This window comes from Brevundimonas sp. UBA2416 (assembly GCF_002343105.1).
Lineage (GTDB): Bacteria > Pseudomonadota > Alphaproteobacteria > Caulobacterales > Caulobacteraceae > Brevundimonas.
The window spans coordinates 22,044-44,382 of sequence record NZ_DDRM01000036.1 but is presented as its reverse complement, the minus strand read 5'-3'; the positions used below and the strand labels follow the sequence as shown (position 1 = coordinate 44,382).

The window sequence follows — 22,339 nt, the reverse complement described above, 5'->3', positions numbered from 1 at the left end:
AGGGAGGACCACCGTCATGAGCATCGACCCCGCGGCCGAGACCGCGCGCTGGCTGGCGACCATCTCGCCGGAGGATCTGGAACGGGCCGTGGCCTATACGCGCGGCGGCCACTGGCTGCTGTTGTGGGGCGCGATCGTTTCGCTCGTCGTGGCCTGGATCATCATCCGCACGGGTATGCTGACCGGCATCCGTGACCGGATGGAGCGGCGGCGCAAACGGCCGAAGCTGGTCTCGCTGGTCGTGGGCGTCGTCTATCTGTTGATGAGCTGGGTGCTGACCCTGCCCTGGGCCATCTATCAGAGCTGGTGGCGCGAGACGCAGTACGGCCTGACGGAACAGCCGCTGGCCGGCTGGCTGGGCGAGGCGGCGCTGGGCGCGGGGATTTCCACCGTCTTCCTCGGCCTGCTGATCGTGGCCCTGTATTTCATCATCCGGCACGCGCGGCGGCTGTGGTGGGCGTGGGGCGCGGGTCTGACCGCGGTCGCCATCGTCGTCCTGCTTCTGGTTCTGCCGATCTTCATCGAGCCGCTGTTCAACACCTATACGCCTGCGCCCGACGGTCCGATGCGGGACTCGGTGGTCGAGCTGGCCCACCGGACCGGGACGCCGGACGACAAGATCTACATCTATGACGGCTCGAAACAGTCGGACCGCTATACGGCCAATGTGTCGGGCCTGTTCGGCTCGGCCCGGGTGGCGATGAGCGATGTGATGTTCGCCAAGGGCGCCGACCTGGCCGAGGTGCGCGGCGTGGTCGGCCATGAGATGGGCCACTACGTCCACATGCACTCGCTTTGGTTGGCGGGGATCGCGGTCCTGCTGGCGGCGATCGGCTTCTGGCTGGTGGACAGGCTGTTTCCGCTGGCCAAGCGGCTGCTGGGCGCAAACCGGGTCGGCGACATCTCGGACCCGGCCGGCCTGCCGGTGCTGGCGGCCATCGGCGCGGTGATCGGTCTGCTGTCGACGCCGGTCCAGTCGACGACGATCCGGCTGATAGAGATCGACGCCGACCGGTTCTCGCTGATCCACGCCAATGAGCCGGACGGGCTGTCGAAGGCGCTGATCAAGACGGCGGAGTATCGGGCGCCGTCGCCGACGGCGATCGAGGAGTTCATCTTCTACGACCACCCCTCGGTCGAGAACCGCATCCGGATGGCCATGGAGTGGAAGGCGACGCATCCGGCCAATGCGCCGGTCGCTGCGCCAGCGGCTACGCCGACGCCGTGAGGCCGGGACGCTCGTTGTCCCAGATCATGTGCAGGATCGACCACAGGCCGTCGGGGCCGCGGCAGAGCTGGATCGAATTGATCCCGCGGCGTTCGGGTTCGACGTCGTCGGGCCGGGTGCGGGCCTCGTAGACGGACCAGACGTGGGCCATGTTGCCGAATTCGGTGATCCGGCGGCTGATCTCGACCTCGAAGAAGCCGGTTGTCTCGAAGAAGGGGGTGACGTTGGCCTGATACGCTTCGCGGCCCATGGCGATCATGGTCGGGCGGCCGTCGGCGTCGAGGCCGGTGCGGGCCTGACGGCTGTCGGGGTGGAAGATCTCGCGCTGGGTCGCCCAGTCGCGCGGACCGGCGGGCCCTGAGATGCAGGCGTACATGGCGTCGACGACGGCGCCGATGTCGCTGCGGTCGACCATCAGCCGCGCTTCCTGACGAAGACCGTGCCCGCTGAATAGCCCGCGCCGAAGCTGCAGATCAGGCCGGTGTCGCCGGGGGCCATATCCTGCTGGCGCAGGTGGAAGGCGATGATCGAGCCGGCCGAGGAGGTGTTGGCGTATTCGTCGAGGATGATGACGTTCTCCTCGGGCGTCGGCTCCCGGCCCAGCACCTTGCGGCCGATGAACTGGTTCATGTTGATATTGGCCTGGTGCAGCCACATCCGCTTGAGGGTCGCGGGGTCGATGCCGAGGTCCCGGGCGTGGTCCACGATCATGTCGGAGACCATGGGCACCACGTCCTTGAAGACCTTGCGGCCCTGCTGGACGAACATCTTGTCGGGCTGGCCGATGCCTTCGGGGGCGGCGTTGTTCAGGAAGCCGAAATTGTTGCGGATGTTGTTCGAGAAGACGGTCTTCAGCCGCGTGCCGAGGACGTCCCAGCCGCCTGGGCCGGCCTGGTCCGAGGACTCGACGATCACGGCGGTGGCGACATCCCCGAAGATGAAATGGCTGTCGCGGTCCTTGAAGTTCAGATGGGCCGAGCAGACCTCCGGATTGACCATCAGCACCGCCTTGACCGAGCCCGAGGCGATGAAGTCGGCGGCGGTTTTGATGCCGAAGGTGGCCGAGGAACAGGCGACGTTCATGTCGAAGGCGAAGCCGTCGATGCCGAGCGCCTGCTGCACCTCGATGGACAGGGCCGGATAGGGGCGCGGCATGTTGGAGGCGGCGCACAGGACGGCGCCGATCTCGCTGACCGGCTTGCCCCAGGCGGCGATGGCCTGACGCGCGGCGGCGACGGCCATCTCGGCCATGATCGACAGGTCCTCGTCGGCGCGTTCGGGAATGTTCGGCGCCATGCGGGCGGGGTCGAGGACGCCCGCCTTGTCCAGCACGAAGCGCGACTTGATGCCGGAGGCCTTTTCGATGAACTCGACCGAGGAGGGCGTCAGTTCGGCGACCTCGCCCTCGGCGATTTCGGCGGCGTGGTCGGCGTTGAACCGCTCGGCATAGGCGTTGTAGGCGGCCGCCAGCTCGGCGTTGGAGATGGACTGGTCCGGGGTGAACAGGCCTGTGGCGGCGATGACGGCATGAGACATGTGACGTGGGGCCCTAACGCTCGGCGCGCGGCGCCTCGCTGCTTGAGGGCCGCGTTCTGTTTCTGGACGGACTAGATAGGCCTGACTCCGGGCGGCGTCGAGGCCGCCTCGTGACGGGCCAGCAGGCGGTGGGCGGCGTCGAGGTGAAGGCGCTCGACCATGCGGTAGCCGACCCGAATCGCGCCCTTGCCCTCGGCGTCGGCGGAGGCGAAGGCGGCGACGACCTCGCGGGCCCGGGCGACCTCTTCCGGGGAGGGCGAGAAGGCGGCGTTGGCGGCGTCGATCTGGGCGGGATGGATCAGGCTCTTGCCGTCGAACCCGAAGGCGCGGCCCTGCAGGCATTCGGTGCGCAGGCGGTCTGCGTCTTCGGTGGCGTTGACCACGCCGTCGATGGCCAGAAGCCCATGCCCGCGCGCGGCGGCGACGACGGCGGCCAGCCACGGCTTCAGCGGCTCGCGGTCCGGGCCGAGGACCAGGTTCATCCGCTCGCCGAAGTCGTTGATGCCGAGCATCAGGGCGGCCAGAGGCGCGCCGGCCCCGGCGATGGCGTCGAGCCGCAGGACCGAGAGGGGGGTCTCGACCATGATCCACAGGGCGGCGCCGGCGGGCAGGCGGGCGGCGACCTCGCGGACGGCCTCCGGGCTCTCGATCTTGGGCGCGACCACGAAGTCAGGGGTGAGACCGGCGAGGGCGGCCAGATCGTCGGCGCCCCAGGGCGTGTCGAGGCCGTTGATTCGGACCCCGACCCGGCTGGCGAAACCGCCCGTGGTCAGGGCCGCGACGGCGGCCTGACGCGCCTCGGCCTTGGCGTCGGGGGCGACGGCGTCCTCGAGGTCGAGGATGACGGCGTCGGCGTTCAGGCCGCGCGCCTTCTCGATCGCTCTTGCGTTGCTGGCCGGCAGGTAGAGGACGGAGCGGGTGAGATGCATCAGACCTTGCCCGTCACCGGAATCAGCGCGCCGGTGACGGCGCGGCTGTCCGGGGAGGCGAGGAACAGCATGACGCGGGCGAGGTCGGACGGGGCGACCCATTTCGCCGGGTCGGCGTCGGGCATGTCCTTACGGTTCTGGGCTGTGTCGAGGATGGAGGGCAGGACCGCATTGACGGTCACCGACGTGTCTTTCAGCTCTTCGGCCAGGCTCTCGGTCAGGCGGTGGACGCCGGCCTTGGAGGCGGCATAGGCCCCCATGCCGGCCGCGCTCTTCAGCGCCGCATTGGCCCCGACATTGACGATCCGGCCCTCGGGCGACGCCTTGAGGTGGGGCAGGGCGGCGCGGGCGGCGTTGAGGGCGGTGGTGACATTGAGGGCGAACATCTTCGCCCAGGCGGGGTCGGCGTCGTCGGTGGTCTGCCAGACGAAGCCGCCCGCGATGTTGAGCAGGGCGTCGAGCCGGCCGAAATGCGCGAACACGGCCTCGATCGCTGCCTTCGCCGAGGCCGGATCGGTCAGGTCGACGCCGCCCAGTTCGAGCACGCCTTCGGGGGCGGACTGGCCCGAGGCATGGTCGATGACCGCGACCTTCAGCCCGTCGGCCAGGGCGGCCTCGACGACGGCGCGGCCGAGCACGCCGTGGCCGCCCGTGATTGCGATCACCCGATCAGACATGGCCCACTCCCGAGAATTTCAGCTGGACCCGTCCATAGCGTCCAGCTGGCGAAGTAAGAACACAGTGCGAAGCGTTCACAGCGTTCACGCGGTGCGCCCGACTCAGCCGAACACCCTGGCCATCAACCCCTCGAGCGCCCGGGCGTCCACGGCGTCAAAGGCGGACGTCTCGGTCGCATCCACGTCGAACACGGCGATCAGGGCGCCCGAGGCGTCGAACACCGGGACCACGATCTCGCTGGCCGAGCGGCTGTCGCAGGCGATGTGGCCGGGGAAGGCGTGGACGTCGTCGACGATCTGGGTCGAGCGATCACGCGCCGCCGTTCCGCAGACGCCGCGGCCGAAGGCGATTCTCAGACAGCCCAGCGTGCCCTGGTAGGGGCCGACCACCAGTTCGTCGGCCTTGTCGGGGTCGACGACGTAGAAGCCGGTCCAGAAGAAGGCCGGAAAGGCGTCGGCCAGCATGGAGGCGACGGTGGCCATGCGCGCGGTACGGTTGGGCTCGCCGTCCAGGACGGCCAGAATTTCGGCCTCGACTTCGGCATAGCGGGCGGCCTTGTCGGCGGGTCGATCATCGCGGGCGGCATAGGCCATTCGGGGTGCTCCAGGAGTCCGGACGAACCATATAGGAAGTCGTCGCGCCGCTGGCGAGCGGCCCGTTTCCCCTCACAGGCGAGTGCACAACCCGCTGATTCCCGTGGAAAACTATCTACGGGTCACAAAAAGGCCGCTATGCGGCAACGCTTTATCGGAAACCGGCGTTTACCTTGACAGAAGGTTAACGGGGCCGGACTGTCCCGCTTGCGCAAAGGTAGGCGCAATGGGCAGGGGGCTGCCCGCTTTGGTCGTGCGAGGGGATATGAGCGAGGGTCGATCCAACCAGGAAGGCGGCTCCCGTTTCGGTCGGGGTCGCGGTCCCGTCGCCATCGCAGCGGTCGCCGGCGTTCTGGCGCTGACCGCGCTCGGCATGGTTTCGTGCGGCAACAGCGGCGGCGGCAACGGTATGCAGTTCTGGCAGCGCAACGACGCGGCCTCCAACGCCTGCCCGCGACCCGCCTCGCTCACCGGCTCCGAATTCAACGCCCAGGAAACCGGCCTGAGGGCCCTGCGCCGCGCCGCCTTCCGCGGCGACTTCTTCGCCCAGCTGGAGCTGGGCGGCCGCTATGCGGCGCTCCGGGCGACCGACAAGAACATCGAGGATCCGATCGAAAGCGCCACCTGGTACGCCATGGCGCTGGCCAATGACGAGGGTTACGCCCCGATCAACCGCGTCGACCGTGGCGGCTTTGGCGGCTGGCGCCCGCTGTCGCGATACGACGACTGCCGGGCCTGGGAACGGCACACGGCCTATCAGCGACTGGACCGCCAGCTGGGCCAGATGACCCGGGAAGAGCAGGAGGCGGTCCGGGACCGCGTCATCTATGTGCTCTCGACCCAGGACGCCCACGGCTATCGCACGCTGGCGCGGCTGCACGACGGTCTCTACGGCCCGTTCGGCGAGCCGGAAGACAATCGCCAGGCCCGCGAGGCCTGGGGCCGCAGCCAGGGCGGCAACAGCCGGGACCGCAGCCGTCGCGGCTACTATTCGGCGATCAATCTGTTCCAGCGCAACGACGTCGACGCCTATCTGTACAACTACCTCGCGGTGCAGACCGGCGATGTCGGGGCCTATGTCCTGCTGAGGGATTTCGAGCGCTCCGCCCCGAGCCGCGACACCTATCAGCGGTTCGTCGAGACCAAGGCCCGGCAATGGACGCCGCCGTTCGAATTCTATCCCAACACCGCGCCCCAGTCGGGCGTGCCCTTCTCGGACGAGAGCCGTCCGCGCGGCGACGCCTATGAGTATGCGCTGGGCCGGATGGCCACCGAGCTGCCGTTCCTGCACGTGGGTCGGGCTCTGCGTTATCTCGGCGTGAGCGATACCGTCGCCCAGCGACCCGAGGATCTGTCGAAACGTCAGGTCGAGACGCTGGAGGCCATGCTGGGCCACCCCATGGAGGGCCGGCTGTCCTATCTGGAACGCGTCCGCGCCATCCAGATGGCCGCCATCAACGGCTCGTCGGAAGCCCAGCTGGTGCTGGCGGTGATGTACGCCGAGGGCGTCGGCCTGCCCGCCGACTACGCCCGAGCCTTCAAATGGTTCGAGGAGGCCGCGCGTCAGGGCAGCCCCGAAGCCAAATTCGCCATGTCGAGCTATTTCGCGCTCGGTGTCGCGGGGGTGGCGGATCAGGACAAGGCCCAGGCCGTGGCCCTGAGAATCGACTCCGCCCTGTCCGGCTTCGGCCCCTCGGCCGGCCGCCTGCAGGCTGTGCTGGCCCAGGTCTCCCGTTCGCAGCAGCGCCGCTAAGGAGGGCGGAAGCATGATCACCCACCGCACCCCTCAACGGACCATCCTCAGCCTGATCGGCGGAGCCGCGGCGATCGCCGTCGCCGTCACCGGCTTCGCCATGGGCGACGGGCCGGCCCACGCCCAGGTCGCCGCCAAGGTCGAGAGTCAGACGCGCCCCAATTTCGGCGTCCTGCTGGACCCGCCGACGCGCGGCTCACGCAGCCGGCGGTCGCAACACCGCCGCTACGACTACGGCCAGCACAGGCCTGACTGGCGGCCGGGTCCCCTGCGCCCCGGCGGCGAGGAGATCGTGCTGATCGACTGCGGCGGCAACCCCGGCACCGGGGCGGTCGAGGACGCCGTGCGCCGGGTGCGCCCCGGCGGCACCCTGGTCATCCGCGCCCGCGGCGGCGCCTGCGTCGGCTGGCTGAATATCGACAAGCCCCTGACCATCATCGGCGAGAGCGGCTTCGATCCGCGTGAATGGGGCAGCAATCCGGCCCCGACCCTGATGGCTCCCGACGGCCTGCCCTGTATGACGGTGTCGCAGGGCGTGCGGGTCGAGATCCGCGACATGATCTTCGCCTCGCCGCGCGCGGGGGATGCGGCCTGTATCGTCAGCTACGGCGCCGAGATCATCATGAACCGGGTCGCCTTCCGCCACGCCGGCGACGAGGCCGCGATCTATGCCGACGGCGGTCTGGTCGACATCCGCAACGCCATCATCGATGCCCAGACCATCGCCCCGGCCATCGTGGCCGACGGCGCGGTGTTGAACGCCCATGAGCTGGCGGTCACCGGCGCCCAGTCGGGACTCGAGATGGTCCCCGGCTCCGGCCAGACCTCGCGTCTGTCGAACGTCACCCTGAAGGGCACGGGCGCGCCCAACGCCTTCGGGCCGCGCTCGATCGGGATCGTCATCCGGTCGGGTCGTGACTACGGCCGGGTCGAGATCGAGAACACCGCCGTCCTCGGCTATGTCGAGGGCGTGGCCATCGAAGGGGCCTCGGTCGCCATGACCAACAGCCGCATCGGCCGGTCCGACAAGGGCGTGGTCCTCTACAACGGCGAACTGAACCTCTCCAACAGCCGCATCCGCGCCTCGACCGTCGGCGTCGCCGCCGCCTCGGGTCATGCGGTGGTGACGGACAACGTCTTCGCGGGCGTCCGCGAGGTCATCTATGCCGAGAACCGCGCCACGGTCGAAGCCAGCGGCAACCGGGTCTGGTCGCGGTATCTGTGCAGCGCCCGGTTCCGCGACCGCTATCGCGGCCGGTACGAGCCCTACTGGCAGGGCGGCGACGGCTGGGAATGCATGTACGGCGCCTATCCCCAGAATTGGTGGGAAAACGAGGACGGCCTGCTGGGCCTGCCCTACCAGGACGACGGATATCAGCTGGAAGGCTATCGCGAGTACCAGAGCGGCATCGGCTACTATACCCGCGACGGCCGCTACGTCCGCGACGAGCGCAGCCGCGGCGACAGCCGCTGGCAGGGCAGGGGCGGCCTCTTCAGCCGCTGACGTCCGGGATCGAAACGGAAACGGCCCCGGGCACCGCGCCGGGGCCGTTTTCATGAGGTGGTAGGCGCGGAGGGACTCGAACCCCCAACCAGACCGTTATGAGCGGTCGGCTCTAACCATTGAGCTACGCGCCCTCCGGGACGACGGTTCGGCCTAGCAGGCTGTCCCGCGCATTGCCAAGCGCCATCGGCCTGCCGCCAGCCTGTCGTCGATTTCACGCCGATGAATGGAACCTGCAAGGGTCGCTCGCGCGTTCATTCAGGTGCAAACCGTCAAGGTTCGGTCACGGCCCGCCGACATGATCGGCGCCGATGGATCGTCCTTGTTCACTGGAGACTGCCCAATGACCCGCAACACCCGCGCCCTGATGCTGGGCGGCGCCCTGATGGCCGCCGTCGTAATGAGCGCCCCGGCCGCCATGGCCCAGTCGCAGCCGACCGGCGGTGCGCCGATGATGATCCACGCCGTGGCCGACCGCCCGGCGCTGAACCTGTCGGCCTATGGCGAGGTCAAGATCGCGCCCGACATGGCCACGATCAGCTTCGGCGTGGTCACCGAGGCGACCACCGCCGCCGAGGCGATGAGCCTGAACGCCGCCCGGATGAACCAGGTGATGGCCGCCCTGCGCCGCGCCGGGATCGAGGCGCGCGACGTCCAGACCTCTGGCCTGAACCTGTCGGCCCAGTATGACTACGTCCAGAACGAGCCGCCGCGGCTGCGTGGATATCAGGCCTCGAACCAGGTGACGGTGATCATCAATGATCTGACGAAGGTCGGCATGACCGCCGACGCGGTGGTCGCGGCGGGCGTGAACCAGATCAACGGCATCGGCTTCGGGCTGAAAGACCCTTCGGCCGCCGAGAATCAGGCCCGTCAGATCGCCGTGCGCAATCTGCAGGCCAAGGCGGCGCTCTATGCCCAGGCCCTGGGCGTCGAACTGGGCGGCATCCGCTCGCTGTCGGAAGGCGGCGGCTATTCGCCCCCGCCGCAGATGATGTTCGCCCGGGCGGAAATGGCCATGGATTCCGGCGGCGCGACCCCGGTCGCGGGGGGGCAGCTGACGATCCGCATCGACATCACGGGGGTGTATGATCTGAACCGCTGACGCGGTTCTGAGTGGCTAGTGGCTAGTGGCTAGTGGCTAGTGAATGGTGGGCAGCGCCGGTGCCGGGGCTGCCCACTGGCAATTCACTTGCGACCGAAGCGGCTGTCGACACTAGCCACTAGCCACTAGCCACTAGCCACTAGCCACTAGCCACTGGCTCGAGCTCAGTCCGACCCGCGGGCCAGCATCAGGCCCAGCGCCAGGTTGAGCACATTGGCGACCAGGGCGATGGCGAGCCGGGTGATGGAATCCAGCTCCATCCAGAACAGGGGCCCGCTCCACGGCAGGCCGGTGATGGAGAGCGGCAGGAAGGTGACGTCGTTCGGTTCAAGCCCGAGAGCCGTCAGTCCGACCGGCAGGGCCAGCATCGTGGACACGATGGAGGCGAGCACGAAGGCTCCGTACAGGGGCCAGCGGACGGCGCGAATGGTTCGTTCCATGATGATCCTCCGGAGGCGGAGGGGAGGACGGAACCCGGCCGCCGTCAAGCCGCGCGCTTGATCTCGTTGTTGTCGTCGAGAAGCACCACGGTCGGCGACCACTGGCGGGCTTCTTCTTCCGGCATCTGGCCGTAGGTCACGACGATGACCTTGTCGTTCTTCTGCACCAGACGGGCGGCGGCGCCGTTGACGCCGATGACGCGCGAGCCACGCGGGGCCTCGATGGCGTAGGTGGTGAAGCGGGCGCCGTTGGTAATGTTCAGCACATCGACCTGCTCGTGCGGAAAGATGCCGGCGGCGTCCAGCAGGTCGGCGTCGATCGCGATCGAGCCTTCATAGTCGAGGTCGGCCTGGGTCACCGTCGCGCGGTGCAGCTTGGCCTTCATCAGGGTGACCAGCATGGGGAGTGCGGTCCGGTTGTGACGCGGGGCGTTCGGCCCCCGCTCGCAGATCGCTCATATAGGGGTTTCGAGACCCGTCATCAATCGTTGTCGTTGCAACGCAGCATCAGATGCTGCGACGCGGCTCGCGCGTTACGCGACGTTCATTTGACGGCGCGGTCTGCCGCCCTATGGTCGAAATGTGGCCATGACCCGGCCCGTGCTCCGGACGACTTCCCTCGCCATGAAGCAGTTTTTCCTGACCATGCTCGGCGTTTTCGCCGGGATGTTCCTCTTCCTGGTGGTGATCCCGTTCATCTTCATCGTCATCGCGATCGGCGCGGCGTCGTCCGAAGAGCCGACCCCGCGCAATACGGTGCTGGAGCTGGACCTGCGCGAGGGCGTCACGGATCAGGCCCCGAGCAATCCGTTCGCCATCTTCGGCGGCTCGGGCCTTTCGACGCTGCAGATCGTCGATACCCTGGCCCAGGCCGAGGACGACGACCGGGTCAAGGCGCTGCTGATCCGCCTGCCGGAAGCCGGGATCACGCCTGCCGCCGCTGACGAGATTCGCCAGGCCGTCCGCCGCTTCCGCGCCTCGGGCAAGGTGGTCATCGCCCACAGCCAAGGCTTCCAGCCCGTCGGCACGACGGTCTCCAGCTATATGATCGGGGCCTCGGCCTCCGAACTGTGGATGCAGAATACGGCCAGCTTCCAGCTGGCGGGCTTCTCGGCCGACAGCGTCTTCCTGGGCCGGGCGTTCGACAAATACGGCGTCAACGCCGAGTTCGAGCAGCGCTACGAGTACAAGAACGCGGTCAATGAATACACCGAGAGCGACTTCACCCCGGCCCATCGCGAAGCGATGTCGGCCTGGATGACGTCGATCTACACCTCGGCCCTGGCCAATGCGGCGCAGGACCGCAAGGTGACCCCCGCGGCCCTGCGGGCGACCATCGAGGCGGGCCCCTGGTCGTCGGCCCAGGCCCTGCAGCGGCGTCTGATCGACAAGATCGGCCAGGTCGAGGAGGCCGAGGCCGAGGTGAAGCGCCGGGCCGGTCGCAACGCCGAGATCATGGAGTTCTCCGACTACGCCTCGTCGCGGGGAGAGCGCAACGGCTCGGGCCGCAACGCCATCGCCATCGTCGGGGGCGAGGGCGCCATCATGACGGGCACGGGCGGCGGCGCCGACCCGTTCGGCGGCGGCTCTTCCATCATGTCGGACGATCTGGCCGAGGCCATCTACGACGCCATCGAGGACGACAGCGTCAAGGCCATCGTCTTCCGCGTTTCCTCGCCCGGCGGCTCGCCGGAGGCGTCGGAACAGATCCTGGCGGCGGTGCGCGCGGCCAAGGCGGCGGGCAAGCCGGTGGTGGTCTCGATGGGCGACTATGCGGCCTCGGGCGGCTACTGGATCAGCTCGGAGGCCAACTGGATCGTGGCCCAGCCCTCGACCCTGACCGGTTCGATCGGCGTCTATGGCGGCAAATTCGTGCTGGCCGACGCCCTGGGCCGGTTCGGCGTCGATATGCGCAACCTGACCGTGGGCGGGCCGTATGCGGACGCCTTCTCGCCGGCGCAGAACTTCAACCCGGCGCAGCGCGCGGCCTTCGCGGCCCAGATCGACCGGACCTATGAGGAGTTCATCGCCCGCGTCGCGGCCGGCCGTCGTCTGCCGCCGGCCCGGGTACGCGAGATCGCCCGCGGCCGCGTCTGGACCGGCGCCCAGGCCCGCCAGATCGGTCTGGTCGACCAGCTCGGCGGTCTGGAAGAGGCCATCGCCAAGGCGCGGGAACTGGCCCGTATTCCGGCCGGAGATTCGGTGCGCTTCAAACGCTACCCGGAGGCCCAGTCGCCTTTCGAGGCCCTGTCCCAGGCGTTCGGCGTCTCGGGCGAGGCGGCGCGGGTCCTGATCGGGATCGGCGGGGTCATGAACGACCCGGCGGCCGAGGCGACCGTTCGCCGCATCCAGACCGAACGGGCCCGGACGTCCGGGGCTTCGGTGCTGGCGGACCAGCCCTATTGAGGCGGAACACTCGCCTGTGAAGGGGCCGGTCATTGACCGTTCACCCGTGTGGACCGACATTGTGTGTCCGGCGCTGTTTCCGGCGTCTGAGAAGGTGATTTGATGACCGAGTCCGACCGTCTGATCTTCGGCCCGTCTGCGCGCCGTCCGTCGAACGGGCTGGTGGCGTCCGTGATGTGGCTGGGCGGCGTCATCGCGACGTGCGTCGCTATGGCCGTCGGCGCCGTTCTGGCGGTCTTCACCGCGGTCGCCGTGGCGGTCATCGCCCTGTTCGCGGCCGTTCTGGTCTTCTTCGCCGGCCTGGCCATGGGCGCGCGCCGCAAGGCCGTCGTTCGCACCCGCCGCGCCGATGACGTTATCGAGGCCCGCAAGGTCGACGGCGCCTGGGTCGCCTACGGCTGGGAGCGGCCGGGCCGGTAAGTCGGGCCGTGCTGACCGTGAAGGACGTTCCGTCCCCCAATTTCGACGCCCGCCGCGGCCCGCCCGACATGCTGGTGCTGCACTATACCGGCATGAAGTCTGCCGATGAGGCCGTCGCTCGCCTGTGCGACACCGAGGCCAAGGTCTCGGCCCACTATGTCGTCGACGAGGACGGCTCGATCCTGCGGCTGGTCGCCGAGGCGCGCCGCGCCTGGCATGCCGGCAAGGGCGGCTGGCAGGGCGAGACCGACTGCAATGCGGCGTCCATCGGCATCGAGATCGTCAATCCCGGCCATGAGTTCGGCTATCGCGACTTCCCCGAGATCCAGATCGATGCGGTGATCAGTCTGGTCAGCGACATCCGCAGCCGCTGGACCATCCCCGACGCGCGCATCATCGGCCATTCCGACCTGGCGCCCGAGCGCAAACAGGATCCCGGCGAGCGCTTTCCGTGGAAGCGGCTGGCCTCGGTCGGGCATGGTCTCTGGTTCGAACCCGCGCCGGAACGGATCGCGGCGCTGGGCGTGCCACTGGGCGTCGGCGACGAGGGGCTGGGCGTGATCGTGCTGCGCGCGGGCCTGCACCGGCTGGGCTATGCCCTGCTGCCTGGCGGAACCTATGACGAGGCGACCCGGCTGACCGTCGAGGCCTTCCAGCGCCACTGGCGGCCGGGGCAGGTCGACGGGGTAGCGGACGGCGAGACGCGCGCGACCCTGATGGGGGTGCTCCAGCTGGCGACGGCGGAGAGCGTGACGGGGGTGTTGAACTAGCTTCTCCCTCCCCCGAAGTGGGGAGGGACGGCGAGCCGTCAGGCGAGCCCGGGTGGGGAATTGACCAGCCGCCGCGCTGCTTGACCTATGCAGCCAAAGATTGTAGCAGTCATGCAATCGGAGGCAGTCATGGATCCTGCAATCGAAAAAGCCCGCGCCATGCGAAAGGCGATGACGCCGCCCGAACTGAGGCTTTGGAAAAGCCTGCGACGTCTGCGCGCCGAGGGCAGACACTTTCGACGGCAGACCCCTTTTCGCGGCTACTTTCTGGACTTCGTTTGCCACCGTAGCCGGCTGGTCGTTGAGGTCGACGGGCGGATGCATGAGCACCGCGTGGAGCATGACCGGACGCGGGATGCGGTGCTCCTCCGGGAAGGGTACCGGACGCTGCGGTTCAGCAACGAAGCGGTGCGTGATCACCTTGATTGGGTGATGGAGCGGATCAGGACCGAGCTTGGGGCCGGCGTACCCCACCCGGGCTCGGCTGCGCCTCGCCGTCCCTCCCCATGAAGGGGAGGGAGAACGTTGACGCCGACCTCTGAAAAGCCCACTAACCCGCCCGTCAGACGGCCGGGCGGTCGCGGCGGGGGCTTGCCTCCGTCGAGGAAAGTCCGGGCTCCACGGTGAAGAGGCGGCGGGCAACACCCGCCCGGGGCGACCCGAGGGATAGCGCCACAGAAAGCAAACCGCCTGCCCCTCGGGGCAGGGAAGGGTGAAAGGGTGGGGTAAGAGCCCACCGCGTGCCTGGCAACAGGGACGGCATGGCAAGCCCCGCCTGGAGCAAGACCGAATAGGGACGTCGCGCGGTTTTGGCCGCAGGGTTCACCGCCCGAGGCGTCCGGGTAGGTCGCGAGAACCATCCGGCGACGGGTGGTCCAGAGGAATGATCGTCACCGTCTTCGGACGGAACAGAACCCGGCTTACAGGCCGTCTGACATAATTTCTGGAGTGCTAACGCTCGCCGCGCGGCGGCTCGCTGCTTGAGCGCTAGTAGCGTTTCCGGGCCTTGTCGGCGGCGTCGATCAGGCGGAGGCCCGAGATTTCCGCCGCATCCGCCGTCAGGTCCATAGCCGCCTCGGGCGGGTCCTTGACGACCACGGCGCCGTCCACAGCCCGGGGGGACAGGGGCCTGGTCGGGTCCGGAGCGGGTTTGTTCGGCATGGCATGAAAACCCGCGCGCCCGCGGAGGGTTCCGGAACGCCGTCCAGTGCGGCCGCCGTGCCCCGTTCCGCGTTAACCCTTTGGCCCTCAATGCGGCGCAGGAATGGTCCACAGCCTGTTTATACTGTCGATGTTCTGTGTATGTTCATGCCTATGCAGGCCTTCCCGCCACATTCGAGGTTAACCGGCGTCAACTAATCCCATTGAGACCCATTTCATCCCATGCTATCCCAGACGCTTGGCGCGGGGTTGGTTTGCGCCGCGTGGGTGTTCACGGGGATCAGAGGGGCGGACCGAGAGGTCCGAGTTTGGGGCAGGCGTGTTTCTCTCGACCTACGAGAAACAATTGGACGGGAAGCGACGCCTGCTGATCCCGCAGGAGTTCCGCACCGCCGACAATGGCGCCGAGCACGGCGTCTTCTGCTTCTTCGCCCTCGCCGATGACTGCCTTGAGGCCGGCGGCGACCGGCTGATGGCCGAATATGTCGCCCGGATCGAGGCCCTGCCGTTCGGCAGCGACAAACGCACCGCCCTGGAAGAGACCTTCTACGCCGGCCAGCGACCCCTGTCGTATGACGGCGGCGGCCGCATCACCCTGCCGGAAAGCCTGTGTCAGGATGCCGGACTGGGCGAGGATGTTGTGATTGTCGGCCTGGGGCCGCGTTTCCAGATCTGGGACCGGGCGCGCTGGAACGCCCGCAAGGACGCCCGCCGGGCGCTGGCCCGTCAGGTCATGAACGGGGAGGGCGGATGATGTCGCCCCACGCCCCCGTCCTGCTGGCAGAAGTGATCGAGGCCCTCGCCCCGCAGGCCGGGGATGTGATCATCGACGCCACCTTCGGGGCCGGCGGCTACACCCGCGCCATTCTGGCGACCGGGGCGACGGTCATCGCCCTGGACCGCGATCCGACGGTGCAGCCGCACGCCGACGCCGTGGCCAACGACTATCCCGGCCGGTTCCGGCTGGTGCGCACGCCCTTCTCGGGTCTGGCCGAGGCGTTCGCGGAGTCGGGCGAGGCGCGGCTGGACGGGGTGGTCTTCGATATCGGCGTCTCTTCGATGCAACTGGACCAGGCTGAGCGCGGCTTCTCCTTCATGCGCGACGGGCCGCTGGACATGCGGATGAGCGATGAGGGCGAGACCGCCGCCGACATCGTGAACGGCTGGGACCACGGGCCCATGGCCCATATCTTCAAACTGTACGGCGACGAGCGCCAGTCGGGCCGGGTCGCGACCGCCATCCTGCGCCGACGCGTCGAGCGGCCGTTCGAGCGCACCCTGGATCTTGCCGAGGTGGTCGAGAAGGCGCTGGGCGGACGCCGCGGCGCGCCGATCCATCCGGCCACGCGCGTGTTCCAGGCCCTGCGCATCGCCGTGAACGACGAACTGGGCCAGCTGCGTCAGGGGCTGGAAGCCGCCGAGGCCGCCCTGTCGCCGGGCGGCCGGCTGGCGGTGGTGACCTTCCATTCGCTGGAGGACCGCATCGTCAAGGCCTTCCTGACCGAACGCACGGGCAATGCGCCCGGTGGCTCGCGCCACGCCCCGGTCGCGATCGAGACCCGCAAGCCCAGCTTCACCCTGTCCTTCAAGGGCGCGCGCGAGGCCGGTGACGCCGAGCGGGCCGACAACCCCCGCGCCCGGTCCGCCAAGCTGCGCGCCGCGGTCCGTACGGACGCCGCCCCCTGGGGGAGGATCGCCGCATGAGCACGGCTGTCGTCGCCCTGAACCGTCTGTTTGCCTGGAAGATCCGTGGCATCCGCTGGATCGAGATCATCGGCGTGCTGCTGGTCGCGGTCATGGTCTTCTCGGTCTATGTGGCCAAGGCGGCGGCGGCCCGCGAGAGCGCCCGCATCTCCGAACTCGAGCGGCAGATCAGCGACAACGGCCAGCGGGTGCGCCTGCTGCGCGCCGAGGTCGCCCGGCTGGAACAGCCCAACCGGCTCGAGGCCCTGTCGCGCGGCGCCGGTCTGGGACCGGTCGATGTGCACCGTCAGGCGACGGCCGAGAGTCTGCCCAGCCTGGCTCCGATCCCCGAGCCGCGCCCGGTGGTCATCGCGCCGACGCCGTCCGCTGCCGCCGACGCTCCCGTTGCTGATCCCGCGCGGGGAGACGAGCCGTGAGCGTGCATGATCCGCACGTCGGGCAGCGGCCCGCGCCGTCCTGGGGCGTGCGACGATTCACGCCGTCGTGGCGCTGGCTGACCGAAGCCATGTGGTGGGTCGAGCATGCCTTCGGCCGCGCCCACGCCGATGCCCGGCCCGAGGAGGATACCCGGGTCCGCATCTTCGTCATCCTGTCGGTGTTTTCGGCGGTGTTCGTCTGTCTGACGCTTGGCGCCGTGCATGCGGCCCTGCTCACAGCGGGCGCCGGCGGCGGCGCGTCGAACCATCCGAATGCGGTGATCCGCGCCGACATGGTCGATCGCAACGGCGCCCTGCTGGCCACCAACATCGTTCACTACGGCCTCTATATTGACCCGGCCCAGGTCTGGGATCGCCGGGCGGCCGCGGCGCAGATCCGGCGCGCCCTGCCGCGGGTGTCGAAGACCCGGCTGGATGCGGCCCTTTACGGCGACCGGCGCCTGCTGGTGGTCAACCGTCTGACGCCGCGCGAGAAGGTGGCGGTCCACAATCTGGCGCTTGGCGGCGTCAGCTTCGAGCCGGAGGACGTCCGGGTTCATCCGCTCGGTGAGTCCGCCCGCCATGTGGTCGGCAATGTCGATACCGGCGGGGTCGGCTTGTCCGCCGCCGAACGCGCCTTCAATGATGAAATCCGCGCCGCCGGGGCTCGCGGCGAGAGCTTCCAGATCTCCATCGACCTGCGCGTCCAGGGCGTGCTGGAGAATGAACTGGCCGCCGCCGCCGAGGCGACCCAGGCCCGGGGCGCCGTCGGCATCATCACCGACGTCCAGACCGGCGAGGTTCTGGGCATGGCCAGCTGGCCGGCGTCCAATTCTCGCAACCTCGCCACCGCCGCCACCTATGAGATGGGGTCGGTGTTCAAGACCTTCACCGTCGCCGCCGCCATCGACACCGGCCGGGCCGACATGAACACCCTGCTGGACGCCTCCGAGGCGCTGCAGATCGGCAGCCGGCGGATCACCGACTTCCACGCCCAGAACAAGGTGATGACGCTGGAGGAGGTGTATCTGCACTCGTCCAACATCGGCACCTCCCTGCTGTCGACCCAGATGGGGCCACGGGTGATGCGGGACTATTTCGATCGCTTCGGCCTGATGTCGCGCGCGCCGTTCGAGATCCCTTCGGAAGCGCCGATCACGCCGCGTGAATGGTCGGACTCGACCCTGGCCTCGCTGTCGTTCGGCTATGGCATCTCGATCACCCCGATGCAGATGGCCGCGGCCATGGGGGCCCTCACCAACGGCGGGCGGTTCATTCCGCTGACCCTGCGCAAGGGCGGCCGGCCCGAGGTCCGCGGCCGCCAGATCGTGTCGCCCGAGACCTCCCTGGCCATGCTGGACCTGATGCGCCGCAACGTCGTGCGCGGCTCGGGCGGCCGGGCCGAGGCGCCGGGACTGCGGGTCGGCGGCAAGACCGGCTCGGCCAACAAGTCGGTCAACGGCCGCTACAACACCGCCCATGCGGTCGGCACTTTCGCGGGGGTCTTCCCCGCCGACGGCCCGGTCAATGCGCGCCGCTACCAGATCCTCGTGCTGATCGACGAGCCGCAGACCTATCCGCGCACCGGCGGTTTTGTCGCCGCCCCGGCCGTGGGTCGGATCGCTGACCGGATCGCCGGCTTCGTCGGCGTGGCGCGCCGGGCCGACCCCTATCGCACCGCCCTCGGCGACCGCATTCCGGCGTTTGAAGACCTTGAAGGGGACGGGCGATGAGCGCCCCGGCCCCGATCAAGCTGTCGGAACTGCTGCGCCGCGACGTGGCCGCTGATCCGATGATCACGGGCGTCACCGCCGACAGCCGAAAGGTCGCGCCGGGCTCGCTGTTCGTGGCCCTGCCCGGCAGCGCCGCTGACGGTCGCGCCTTCATTCCGCAGGCCCTGTCGCAGGGCGCGGCCGCCGTGCTGGCGCCCGCCGATACGGATGCGGGACTGGCCCCGGTGCTTGTGACCTCGGGCGATGTGCGCCGGGCCTATGCGATCGCCGCGCGAGGGTTCTACGGCGCCCAGCCCGCGACATGCGTCGCGGTCACCGGCACCAACGGCAAGACCTCGGTCGCCGCCTTCTGCCGCCAGATCTGGGCCTCGATGGGCCTGCATGCCGCGAGCATGGGGACGCTCGGGGTTTTGGCACAAATGGGTAACGTTAACCGCGAGTTGACGGGGCCCGGCCTGACCAGCCCGGACGCCGCCGATGCGGCGCGGATGCTGGCCGATCTGGCCGGGAGCGGCGTCACCCATCTGGCGCTTGAGGCCTCATCGCACGGCATCGATCAGCGCCGGCTTGACGGGGTGACGCTTCAGGCCGCCGCCTTCACCAATCTGAGCCAGGACCATCTCGATTATCACGGCGATATGGCCGCCTATCGTGACGCCAAGCTGCGGCTGTTCGAGACCCTGCTGCCACGCGGCCGGACGGCGGTGCTGAACGCGGACTCCGACGCCTATTCGAACTTCGCCGCCGCCTCGATCATGTCGGGTCTGGGCGTCATGGCCGTGGGCGAGCGGGGCAGGGATCTGTCGCTGATCGCCCGCCGCGCCGTGCCGGAAGGCCAGCGCCTGACCATTGATGCGCGCGGAAGCCTGCATGAGGTGCTGCTGCCGTTGGCGGGGGCCTTCCAGGCCTCGAACGCCCTGGTCGCCGCAGGTCTGTGCATCGCCGCCGGTGAGACTCCGGAGCGGGTGCTGGCCGGGCTGGAGAAGATCACCGGGGCACAGGGACGTCTGCAACGCATCCCGGGCTCCGGCCGCGGCGAGGTCTATGTCGACTACGCCCATACGCCCGACGGGCTGGAGACGGTGCTGAAGGCGCTGCGACCGCATGCGACGGGCCGTCTGATCGTCGTGTTCGGGGCCGGCGGCGACCGCGACCGGGCCAAGCGGCCGCTGATGGGCGAGATCGCCGGGCGGCTGGCTGACGTCGCCATCGTCACCGACGACAATCCCCGCTCCGAAGACCCCGCTGCCATCCGCAAGGCGGTCCGCGCCGCCTGTCCCGCCGCCCGCGAGATCGGCGACCGCCGCGCCGCCATCCGCGAGGCTATCGACATGATGGGCGACGGAGATGTGGTGGTCATCGCCGGAAAAGGGCATGAGCAGGGACAGATCGTCGGCGGGGTGACCCACCCGTTCGACGACGCCACCGAAGCCGCTGAAGCCCTGCGCATCCATGCCTGACAGACCGCTCTGGACCTCCGCCGAGATCGTCGCCGCCACCGGCGGAACCCTGTCCGGCGCAGCCTTTGAGACGAGGGGCATCACCTACAACAGCCGAGAGATCGTTCCGGGCGATCTGTTCCTGGCGCTGAAGGGCGCGAGGGACGGTCACGATTTCGCCGCCGCCGGCTTTGCGGCCGGGGCGGCCGGCGCGATCACGGAACATCCGGTCGAGGGCGGCCCGTCGGTCGTTGTGGGCGATACGCTGCGGGCGCTGGAGGCGCTCGGCATGGCGGCGCGGGACCGGACGCCGGCGCGGCGCGGCGCGGTCACCGGCTCGGTCGGCAAGACCAGCGTGACCCAGGCGATCAAGGCGGGGCTGGACCTCGCCGGGCCGTCGCACGCCTCGATCAAGAGCTACAACAACCATATCGGCGTGCCCCTGACCCTGTCGCGGATGCCGCGCACGACCGAGCGCGCCGTGTTCGAGATCGGCATGAACGCCCCCGGCGAGATCGCGCCGCTGTCGAAAATGGTGCGTCCCCATGCGGCCTGCGTCACGACCGTCGGCCCGGTGCATATCGAGGCCTTCGCGGACGGCGAGGCCGGGGTGGCGGCGGAGAAGGCAGCCATCTTCGAGGGGCTGGCCGCTGACGGCGTGGCCGTGTGCAACGCCGATGTGGCCTTCGCCGCGGTGCTGGACGCGGGCGCCCGGCGGGCCGGGGCGCGGCTCGCGACCTTTGGATCGGCGACCGGCTGCGACGCGCGGCTGATCGACTTCGAGCCGCATGACACGGGGGCCCGCGTCCGGGCCGAGCTGTTCGGCAAGACCATCGATTTCCAGCTGGCCCAGTCGGGCTTCCACTGGGGCCTGAACAGCCTGTGCGTCCTGCTGATGCTCGACGCCCTCGACGTGCCGCTGGACACGGCCCTGGCCGCCCTGTCGGAGTTCCAGCCGTTGGCGGGGCGGGGCCAGACGCTGACCGTGAACGCGCCCGGCGGGGCCTTCACCCTCATCGACGAGAGCTACAACGCCAATCCGTTGTCGATGGCCGCCGGTTTCCGCAGCCTCGGCGCGCGGCCGTTGCCCGCCACCGGTGGACGTCGGGTGGTGGTGCTGACAGACATGCTGGAACTGGGCGACCAGTCAGAGGCGCTGCACGAGGGCCTGTCGGGTCCGATTGACGCCGCAGGCATCGATCTGGTCCATGCCGCGGGGCCGGAGATGAAGCGGCTCTATGACGACCTGCCGGGCTCGCGTCAGGGCCTGTGGCGCGAGACCGCCGCCGAGCTGGCCGCCGAGGCCGCCATGCTGGTGGGCAGGGGCGACATCGTCATGGTCAAGGGTTCAAACGGATCGAAGGCGTCCCTGGTCGCCAAGGCTCTAGCTGCTCTGGGAGGGGCCGCCTGATGTTTTACCTGCTCTATCTCCACTACGCCGACATCGCGCAGGACTATCCGCTCCTCAATCTGGTCCAGTACCAGACGGTGCGGGTGGCGCTGGCCATGGCCACGGCCATGATCGTCGCGGTCACCATGGGCAGCCGGTTCATCGCCTGGATGCGGGTCAAACAGGGCAAGGGCCAGCCGATCCGGTCGGACGGCCCGGTCTCGCACCTGTCCAAGGTCGGCACCCCGACCATGGGCGGTCTGATGATCCTGGCGGGCATCGCGGTGGCGGTGTTCCTCTGGGGCGATCTGACCAATCCCTATATCTGGATCGTCTCCGGCGTGACCGCAGCCTTCGGCCTGCTGGGCTTCGTCGACGACTACGCCAAGGTGTCGAAACAGACTTCGGCGGGCCTGACCTCGAAACAGAAACTCCTGGCCCAGGTGGTCATCTCGGTCATCGCCGGGATCCTGACCGTGATCTGGATGAAGGCCTCGCCGACCTCGCCCAATCTCGAGACCTCGATCGCCTTCCCCTTCTTCAAGGCCGTGCTGCTCAATGTCGGCTGGTTCTATGTCCTGTTCGCCGCCTTCACCATGGTCGGCTTTTCCAATGCGGTGAACCTGACCGACGGCCTCGATGGCCTGGCCATCGTGCCGGTGATGATGGCGGCCGGGGCCTTCGGCATCATCAGCTATCTGGTCGGCAACTTCATCTTCTCGGACTATCTGGGCGTTCACCATGTGCCGGGCGCGGGCGAGCTGGCGGTCTTCACGGCGGCCATTATCGGCGGCGGCACGGGCTTCCTCTGGTACAACGCCCCGCCGGCCAAGATCTTCATGGGCGACACCGGTTCGCTGGCCTTGGGCGGCGCGCTCGGCGCCATCGCCGTGGCTACCAAGCATGAGCTGGTGCTGGGCATTGTCGGCGGCCTGTTCGTCATCGAGGCCGCCTCGGTCATGATTCAGGTCGCCTATTTCAAGGCCACGAAGAAGCGCATCTTCCTGATGGCCCCGATCCACCATCATTTCGAGAAGATGGGCTGGCCGGAATCGACGGTGGTGATCCGCTTCTGGATCGTCTCCGCCATGCTGGCGCTGGCCGGTCTCGCCACGCTCAAGCTGCGCTAGCTGC

The 22,339-nt window shown here is 68.8% G+C and carries 22 protein-coding genes, 1 tRNA gene, 1 other RNA gene and 1 pseudogene; 16 read left to right on the top strand and 9 right to left on the bottom strand.

Features of this window, described 5'->3' with window-relative positions:
- Positions 1-16: 16 nt before the first annotated feature.
- Positions 17-1,228, top strand: a complete 1,212-nt coding sequence (locus tag B3E43_RS10840) for a M48 family metalloprotease (RefSeq protein WP_292029344.1) — start codon at positions 17-19, stop codon at positions 1,226-1,228.
- On the opposite strand, the gene B3E43_RS10835 is transcribed toward B3E43_RS10840, so the two are convergent.
- The 5 genes and pseudogenes from B3E43_RS10835 to B3E43_RS10815 all read right to left on the bottom strand — a co-directional run bounded on the left by B3E43_RS10835 (position 1,212) and on the right by B3E43_RS10815 (position 4,964).
- On the bottom strand, positions 1,212-1,643 hold the full coding sequence (locus tag B3E43_RS10835) for a hypothetical protein (RefSeq protein ID WP_292029341.1): 432 nt from the start codon (positions 1,641-1,643) through the stop codon (positions 1,212-1,214). The two genes, B3E43_RS10840 and B3E43_RS10835, sit on opposite strands and share 17 nt — an antisense overlap.
- Entirely contained in the window at positions 1,643-3,106 is a 1,464-nt protein-coding gene (locus B3E43_RS10830) for a beta-ketoacyl-ACP synthase III (RefSeq protein ID WP_292029340.1), read from the bottom strand. The genes B3E43_RS10835 and B3E43_RS10830 overlap by 1 nt, the downstream gene beginning before the upstream one ends.
- Positions 3,067-3,693 (bottom strand): annotated as a pseudogene (locus B3E43_RS10825) (HpcH/HpaI aldolase/citrate lyase family protein); the annotation flags it as partial. The gene B3E43_RS10830 and the pseudogene B3E43_RS10825, both read right to left, overlap by 40 nt.
- Positions 3,693-4,370, bottom strand: coding sequence for an SDR family NAD(P)-dependent oxidoreductase (locus tag B3E43_RS10820; protein ID WP_292029338.1), 678 nt, complete (start codon positions 4,368-4,370; stop codon positions 3,693-3,695). The gene B3E43_RS10820 and the pseudogene B3E43_RS10825, both read right to left, overlap by 1 nt.
- A 102-nt stretch (positions 4,371-4,472) precedes the next feature.
- The gene (locus B3E43_RS10815) at positions 4,473-4,964 is read right to left on the bottom strand and encodes a GAF domain-containing protein (RefSeq protein WP_292029335.1); all 492 of its coding nucleotides are present in this window, start codon (positions 4,962-4,964) and stop codon (positions 4,473-4,475) included.
- A gap of 265 nt (positions 4,965-5,229) precedes the next feature.
- On the opposite strand from B3E43_RS10815, the gene B3E43_RS10810 reads away from it, so the two are divergent.
- A complete protein-coding gene (locus B3E43_RS10810) occupies positions 5,230-6,717 on the top strand; it encodes a tetratricopeptide repeat protein (protein WP_292029333.1) in 1,488 nt (495 codons plus the stop codon).
- A gap of 13 nt (positions 6,718-6,730) precedes the next feature.
- On the top strand, positions 6,731-8,221 hold the full coding sequence (locus tag B3E43_RS10805; RefSeq protein WP_292029331.1) for a hypothetical protein: 1,491 nt from the start codon (positions 6,731-6,733) through the stop codon (positions 8,219-8,221).
- A gap of 58 nt (positions 8,222-8,279) precedes the next feature.
- On the opposite strand, the gene B3E43_RS10800 is transcribed toward B3E43_RS10805, so the two are convergent.
- Positions 8,280-8,355: transfer RNA gene (locus B3E43_RS10800), tRNA-Ile, on the bottom strand.
- Between the two features lie 209 nt (positions 8,356-8,564).
- On the opposite strand from B3E43_RS10800, the gene B3E43_RS10795 reads away from it, so the two are divergent.
- A complete protein-coding gene (locus tag B3E43_RS10795) occupies positions 8,565-9,326 on the top strand; it encodes an SIMPL domain-containing protein (RefSeq protein WP_292029329.1) in 762 nt (253 codons plus the stop codon).
- A gap of 164 nt (positions 9,327-9,490) precedes the next feature.
- Here the strand turns inward: B3E43_RS10795 and B3E43_RS10790 are convergent, their stop codons facing one another.
- A complete protein-coding gene (locus B3E43_RS10790) occupies positions 9,491-9,766 on the bottom strand; it encodes a hypothetical protein (protein WP_292029327.1) in 276 nt (91 codons plus the stop codon).
- Between the two features lie 44 nt (positions 9,767-9,810).
- A complete protein-coding gene (gene panD / locus B3E43_RS10785; RefSeq protein WP_292029325.1) occupies positions 9,811-10,167 on the bottom strand; it encodes an aspartate 1-decarboxylase in 357 nt (118 codons plus the stop codon).
- Between the two features lie 223 nt (positions 10,168-10,390).
- Between panD and sppA the strand changes: the two genes are divergently transcribed.
- From sppA to rnpB, 5 genes are all read left to right on the top strand, one after another.
- Positions 10,391-12,172: a signal peptide peptidase SppA gene (sppA, locus tag B3E43_RS10780; RefSeq protein ID WP_292029323.1), complete on the top strand. Its 1,782-nt coding sequence runs from the start codon at positions 10,391-10,393 to the stop codon at positions 12,170-12,172.
- Positions 12,173-12,274: 102 nt separating this feature from the next.
- Positions 12,275-12,592, top strand: a complete 318-nt coding sequence (locus tag B3E43_RS10775; RefSeq protein ID WP_292029321.1) for a hypothetical protein — start codon at positions 12,275-12,277, stop codon at positions 12,590-12,592.
- Positions 12,593-12,660: 68 nt separating this feature from the next.
- Positions 12,661-13,362, top strand: a complete 702-nt coding sequence (locus B3E43_RS10770) for an N-acetylmuramoyl-L-alanine amidase (protein WP_349677581.1) — start codon at positions 12,661-12,663, stop codon at positions 13,360-13,362.
- Between the two features lie 129 nt (positions 13,363-13,491).
- Positions 13,492-13,872: an endonuclease domain-containing protein gene (locus tag B3E43_RS10765; protein ID WP_292029315.1), complete on the top strand. Its 381-nt coding sequence runs from the start codon at positions 13,492-13,494 to the stop codon at positions 13,870-13,872.
- Between the two features lie 52 nt (positions 13,873-13,924).
- An RNA gene (rnpB, locus tag B3E43_RS10760) (RNase P RNA component class A) lies at positions 13,925-14,301 on the top strand.
- Positions 14,302-14,349: 48 nt separating this feature from the next.
- On the opposite strand, the gene B3E43_RS10755 is transcribed toward rnpB, so the two are convergent.
- Positions 14,350-14,523, bottom strand: a complete 174-nt coding sequence (locus B3E43_RS10755; protein WP_292029313.1) for a hypothetical protein — start codon at positions 14,521-14,523, stop codon at positions 14,350-14,352.
- A 319-nt stretch (positions 14,524-14,842) separates the two neighbouring features.
- Here B3E43_RS10755 and B3E43_RS10750 point away from each other — a divergent pair, with 319 nt between their 5' ends.
- The 7 genes from B3E43_RS10750 to mraY all read left to right on the top strand — a co-directional run bounded on the left by B3E43_RS10750 (position 14,843) and on the right by mraY (position 22,335).
- The gene (locus B3E43_RS10750; protein WP_292029311.1) at positions 14,843-15,277 is read left to right on the top strand and encodes a division/cell wall cluster transcriptional repressor MraZ; all 435 of its coding nucleotides are present in this window, start codon (positions 14,843-14,845) and stop codon (positions 15,275-15,277) included.
- Positions 15,274-16,227 carry a 16S rRNA (cytosine(1402)-N(4))-methyltransferase RsmH gene (gene rsmH, locus B3E43_RS10745; RefSeq protein ID WP_292029309.1) on the top strand — a complete coding sequence of 318 codons (954 nt, stop codon included), beginning with the start codon at positions 15,274-15,276 and terminating at the stop codon, positions 16,225-16,227. The genes B3E43_RS10750 and rsmH overlap by 4 nt, the downstream gene beginning before the upstream one ends.
- Positions 16,224-16,643 carry a cell division protein FtsL gene (ftsL, locus tag B3E43_RS10740; RefSeq protein WP_292029306.1) on the top strand — a complete coding sequence of 140 codons (420 nt, stop codon included), beginning with the start codon at positions 16,224-16,226 and terminating at the stop codon, positions 16,641-16,643. The genes rsmH and ftsL overlap by 4 nt, the downstream gene beginning before the upstream one ends.
- 89 nt (positions 16,644-16,732) lie before the next feature.
- Positions 16,733-18,376 carry a peptidoglycan D,D-transpeptidase FtsI family protein gene (locus tag B3E43_RS10735; RefSeq protein WP_292029532.1) on the top strand — a complete coding sequence of 548 codons (1,644 nt, stop codon included), beginning with the start codon at positions 16,733-16,735 and terminating at the stop codon, positions 18,374-18,376.
- Positions 18,373-19,836 carry a UDP-N-acetylmuramoyl-L-alanyl-D-glutamate--2,6-diaminopimelate ligase gene (locus B3E43_RS10730; protein WP_292029304.1) on the top strand — a complete coding sequence of 488 codons (1,464 nt, stop codon included), beginning with the start codon at positions 18,373-18,375 and terminating at the stop codon, positions 19,834-19,836. The genes B3E43_RS10735 and B3E43_RS10730 overlap by 4 nt, the downstream gene beginning before the upstream one ends.
- On the top strand, positions 19,829-21,226 hold the full coding sequence (locus tag B3E43_RS10725) for a UDP-N-acetylmuramoyl-tripeptide--D-alanyl-D-alanine ligase (RefSeq protein ID WP_292029303.1): 1,398 nt from the start codon (positions 19,829-19,831) through the stop codon (positions 21,224-21,226). Before B3E43_RS10730 ends, B3E43_RS10725 begins: the two co-directional genes overlap by 8 nt.
- Complete coding sequence (gene mraY, locus B3E43_RS10720; RefSeq protein ID WP_292029300.1) at positions 21,226-22,335, top strand: phospho-N-acetylmuramoyl-pentapeptide-transferase; 1,110 nt, start codon at positions 21,226-21,228, stop codon at positions 22,333-22,335. The genes B3E43_RS10725 and mraY overlap by 1 nt, the downstream gene beginning before the upstream one ends.
- Positions 22,336-22,339: the final 4 nt, after the last annotated feature.